8 protein-coding genes are annotated in these 4,018 nt (G+C 58.4%); 4 read left to right on the forward strand and 4 right to left on the reverse strand.

The features are described 5' to 3' along the window. From ABJK70_RS21300 to ABJK70_RS21315, 4 genes are all read left to right on the forward strand, one after another. The coding region (locus tag ABJK70_RS21300) for a hypothetical protein (protein WP_347259051.1) at positions 1-382 on the forward strand (382 nt) is incomplete at its 5' end. A 111-nt stretch (positions 383-493) separates the two neighbouring features. After that, the gene (locus ABJK70_RS21305) at positions 494-964 is read left to right on the forward strand and encodes a hypothetical protein (protein ID WP_347259052.1); all 471 of its coding nucleotides are present in this window, start codon (positions 494-496) and stop codon (positions 962-964) included. Between the two features lie 16 nt (positions 965-980). Beyond that, the gene (locus ABJK70_RS21310) at positions 981-1,748 is read left to right on the forward strand and encodes a nuclease-related domain-containing protein (protein WP_347259053.1); all 768 of its coding nucleotides are present in this window, start codon (positions 981-983) and stop codon (positions 1,746-1,748) included. A gap of 87 nt (positions 1,749-1,835) precedes the next feature. Further along, on the forward strand, positions 1,836-2,075 hold the full coding sequence (locus ABJK70_RS21315) for a hypothetical protein (protein WP_347259054.1): 240 nt from the start codon (positions 1,836-1,838) through the stop codon (positions 2,073-2,075). Positions 2,076-2,146: 71 nt separating this feature from the next. Here the strand turns inward: ABJK70_RS21315 and ABJK70_RS21320 are convergent, their stop codons facing one another. The 4 genes from ABJK70_RS21320 to ABJK70_RS21335 form a co-directional block, all read right to left on the reverse strand. Further along, positions 2,147-2,434, reverse strand: a complete 288-nt coding sequence (locus ABJK70_RS21320; protein ID WP_347259055.1) for a type II toxin-antitoxin system RelE/ParE family toxin — start codon at positions 2,432-2,434, stop codon at positions 2,147-2,149. Next, a complete protein-coding gene (locus tag ABJK70_RS21325; protein WP_347259056.1) occupies positions 2,424-2,873 on the reverse strand; it encodes a hypothetical protein in 450 nt (149 codons plus the stop codon). The genes ABJK70_RS21320 and ABJK70_RS21325 overlap by 11 nt, the downstream gene beginning before the upstream one ends. Positions 2,874-3,015: 142 nt before the next feature. Beyond that, the gene (locus tag ABJK70_RS21330) at positions 3,016-3,891 is read right to left on the reverse strand and encodes a DNA-binding protein (protein ID WP_347259057.1); all 876 of its coding nucleotides are present in this window, start codon (positions 3,889-3,891) and stop codon (positions 3,016-3,018) included. A gap of 33 nt (positions 3,892-3,924) precedes the next feature. Further along, on the reverse strand, positions 3,925-4,018 hold a 94-nt coding region (locus ABJK70_RS21335), incomplete at its 5' end, for a helix-turn-helix domain-containing protein (RefSeq protein ID WP_203563340.1).

Raw genomic sequence — 4,018 nt, forward strand, 5'->3', positions numbered from 1 at the left:
TTGCCGTTCCTCTGGGGTTAGCGTCACACGGTACTTCTTGGCCATCGTCGTCTCCCTGCCGTGGCTCAGCCACCCTGGCTGGCCTCCTTTCCATTTGACTCGTCAATCGAGAAGTGATGCAGCACTAGAGCGACGGCGCATTCTGAAAAAAATCTGCATGGAGCTGCCGGAAACCCCTGCGCCGGTATATGGCGCGGTGTTAATCAGCCCCCGCGAACAGTGCTATAAGGACATCGAAACGGATAAGAACGGATATTGGAAACCCACCAAAGAAGCGCTGGCCGAACGGGAGGCGCGGTGCCAAAAGCTGCGGGGGCCTGAGCCGGAACCGGCGAAAGCAGAGACACCGCCGAAGCCTTGGGCGGTGGACACCAAGGAATAAGATCAGGCTATTCCTAACTAACTCAAAGCCCCGCTTCGGCGGGGCTTTTTCATCATGCTACGCTGATTGAGTTATAGGACACGGAGCAAACCGATGATTAGCGATCATGCGATGGTTAGGCTGTCTGATTATCCCATCCTCGAAGAGCTGGCGCAGCGGCGCACGAAGGCCAAGCGGCTCGACCGTAGGGCCTGCCGCTACATCTATCAAACTGGCCTGTCGGAGATCGATCCCGCCCGGATCGGGGCGGCGGAGCGCCAGCTCATCGCCGAGCTGGGGATTAGCTGGCGCATGCGGGACGATGCATTACTGAGGCGGCTGGCCAGCACGTATATTGGGTGGAAAACGCCGGACGAGGCCATGGCTACGCCTGAGCGCATCATAGCCCAGGTCATGGACATAGGGGACTACGAGGATATTCAAGCACTGGCGGAGCACGTGGGGAATGACGTGCTGCGGGATGTTCTGACGCATGCCGAGGCGGGCTGGTTCAGTGAGCGATCCTGGCATTATTGGCATTACCGCCTGGGCCTGTCCAAACTCGAACAGGTGCCGCCGATGCCTAGCAGACAGATGGATTGAAACTAAACTGTTAGACATGGCATCGGATCAAAACATCTTCGAACCCTGGCAAGCCGATTACGACAAGGCCGCCTATCTCATGGGCGTTGCTGCTGTCACGCTTGTTATCAGTCCATTCCTGGGCGCTTTCAAGTCGTTGTCCGTCTTAGGCGCTGTGCTCGCGTTTTTGTGTTCTATCCAGACCTGGCGAAAAGGCCAGCGTCGCGAACGCGGCATTCTCGTAGAACACGCCGCGATTGCGGCAGTTAAAGCGATTCTTCCGCCGAACTGGACGCTTCAAACGGACGTACCAGCGGGCCGAGTCGGTAATATCGACATGCTTATTTCGGTCGGCGAGAAAACGCAAATCGTCGTTGAGATAAAGAGCTATGACGGAATCCGGGAAAACGCCTATGGGTTTCTGGTGAAACGATCCGGCGCAAGGATTTTTAAAAACATTGTGGCCCAAGTGTGGAACCAGTGCGGGGCGGTCGGCTCAAAAAGCCCGGTGATTTGGGTCCCGACAGCGATAGAACAGCATTCGTTCAAAAGTCAAAAAGGCATAGTGGTAGTAAACGGCAACGCTCAAATGCTCCTAAACGCCTTGTATTGGGTTGACGAGAATGTGAAGCGCTCGTTTGAAATAAAGTTCGATGGCATCCCTCCGCAATGGCTGCGGGAAGATGTGAAGAACCATGGCTTTCGGTTTGATGGCATGGTGTGGCGTGGATGGGGGAGCAAGTTGGAAATGCAATCCCTTGCGAAGGCCGTTCTAGCCGAGGGCGGCATGATTCGTTGCTCTTAGCGGTTAGGCGCTGCAACCCGGAGTTTTCGCGGGCGCGAAAACGGGATATTTGAACCAAAATGATTAGAACAACCAGAAAAGGTGTTTATGTCTAAAAAACTTATTCGGGATTACGAACATACCGATTTTACTTCGCTTGAAGACCTTCTTTTAGTCATGGCAAAGAATGTTGAAGATTCGCTCTTAATGGCAGGAGCCGAGCCAGGGAAAGACTACACAATTCTTGATTGCTATAAGCTTGCTAGCCCATTTGCCCTAGAGGTATTTCGCAAAAACGAGAACACCGTGTTTTCGGTAAGTTGGCCATCATATAAAGATATGGATTGATATCTAATAGCAAAACAATATCCGTGTTGCGCTCACGATCTGGCCCTTAACTCTCCCCTCGTCGCTATCCCCTAGGAAAATCGCTTTGGCCACTGCTGGGCTCCATGGAGAACCCGTAGCACCGTAATCACGGTCGGCGTAACCCGATACGCCACAATGTAGGGGGTCCGGGTGATGACCAACTCGCGGGTGCCCCGGACCCGCCCGGGCCGTCCACGCTTGGGCATCTCGGCCAGAAGCCCCACCTGTCGCTGAATGGCTTCGTAGACCTCCCACGCGGCACCCGGCTTGTCCTGAGCGATGTGAATCAGAATGTCGTGCGCGTCCTCCCGCGCCTGTTTCTTCCACTCAATCCGCACGGCGGCTATCCGCCAGACGATCGAGCGTGGCTTTCAGCTCCGCCATCACGTCGTCATGGGGGATGCCGGGACGCGAATCGTCTAGCGCCGCCTGGACCTGTGCCCGGAACCAGCGGTCATGGTCGGCGGCTTCGTGGGCCTGCCGCAAGCGTTCGGCGGCATCCGTGCGGGTCCGGGCCGGTGTCGGCGCCGGGTCGTATTGCGTGGCGTCCACGTCGAACCGGCTGATGCCGATGTCCCGAAGGTAGGCTACCAAAGTTTCGAATTTGCGGAACTGGCGGACGGTCCCGCGCTTGGCGGCGAGAACCCGCTCGGTCATGCCGTACTGGATGACCACGCCCCAGCCGCCCGGCTGACCGACGATGTGCGCGCCGCGCACCGCGCCCGCCTCCACCAGGCGGGTCAGGGTGACGTGATCGATAGTGGGGGATGTTGCCATGGCGTAACCTCTTGGGGGGTTGATCAGTAATAAGCCCATGACCGGATAATAACAAATCGGGAACCGCGCCAAAAGCACGGGGGCGCTCGATTTAACATAGTGCCTGTTATCTGCTATTGCTCGCACCCCGCAGCCGGGTTTTTCATTGCTGTGTTTTCGTCTTGGTTTTTCCGCCGCTGGTCTTAGCCAGAGCCACCAGCTCGCCTTGTAGCCGCTCCACTTGCAAGACTAACTCCTGAATGTGCTCCTTGTCCGCCGCTGAGCGCTCGGTTAAACGACCATTTTCAATCTCCAATTGTCCGGCGCGTTGCTCAGCCGTAGTCTGCCTTTCTTTTTCTGCGGTCAGCGCTTCTCGTAGCCGTTCGACTTCGGCGCTCGCCGCATCTCGTTCAGCGCTGGCTCGTATCGCGTGCTCCGTTTGCCGTTTGGCTTCGGTCTCCGCATCGGATCGACCGGAGCGCTCGGCCTCCAACGCGGCTGTCAGTCGCCGGAGTTCTGCCGCGTGTTGGTCACTGGCGTCTCGCGCTGCCTTCTCGGTAGCCGCCAACCGTTCCCGTAGCTGCGCGATCTCGACGGCCTGCGCGTGAGCCTGGGCTTGCGATTCGGCTAGGCGCTGGGCCAAGCCGGAGACCTCGGCCTTTGCCTCCTCAAGCTTGCCTTCTAAGTCATCAACCGTCTGCGCGGCATCCGCAAGCTCGCGCTCGGCCTGCTCGCGCTGCTCGCCGGCGGCGCGGACAACCTCGGCTACGCGCCGCTCAGCGGCTTTCACAGCCTTGTCGTTCAACTCGACTGCCAGAGCAGCCAGACGCTCGGTCAGCGCTTTGGTGACAGCGGCCAGTTCCTCGGCAACTTCGACGGGCAGCTCGGCGACCGGCTCGGCTTGGGTGACTGCCTGCTTCGCCACGTGCTCATCCCATACTTGCTTCAAGCGGTTCGGATTCCCGCCGCCGACCTTCTGGCGTAGGGCAAAGCCGGTGACGTTGCGGCCTGCGGACTGCAAGTCTTCGCCGGCCGTGATGGGGTCGTCTCAGAAAACGGAAAAAATCGTACGCTAAGCCTGCGCTGAGGCAGGCACCCAGCGGTAGAGCGTCGGAACGGACACGCCGAGGTTCTTGGCCACGTCCTTGGGCGGGACGCCGCTGGCC

Source organism: Methylocaldum sp. (assembly GCF_039794385.1).
Taxonomy (GTDB): domain Bacteria; phylum Pseudomonadota; class Gammaproteobacteria; order Methylococcales; family Methylococcaceae; genus Methylocaldum.

Bases quoted from the DNA above. Each gene is read 5' to 3' on its own strand.
- ABJK70_RS21315 (WP_347259054.1), top strand. From the start codon at position 1,836: ATGTCTAAAAAACTTATTCGGGATTACGAACATACCGATTTTACTTCG.
- ABJK70_RS21305 (WP_347259052.1), top strand. From the start codon at position 494: ATGGTTAGGCTGTCTGATTATCCCATCCTCGAAGAGCTGGCGCAGCGG.
- ABJK70_RS21325 (WP_347259056.1), bottom strand. From the start codon at position 2,873: ATGGCAACATCCCCCACTATCGATCACGTCACCCTGACCCGCCTGGTG.
- ABJK70_RS21310 (WP_347259053.1), top strand. From the start codon at position 981: ATGGCATCGGATCAAAACATCTTCGAACCCTGGCAAGCCGATTACGAC.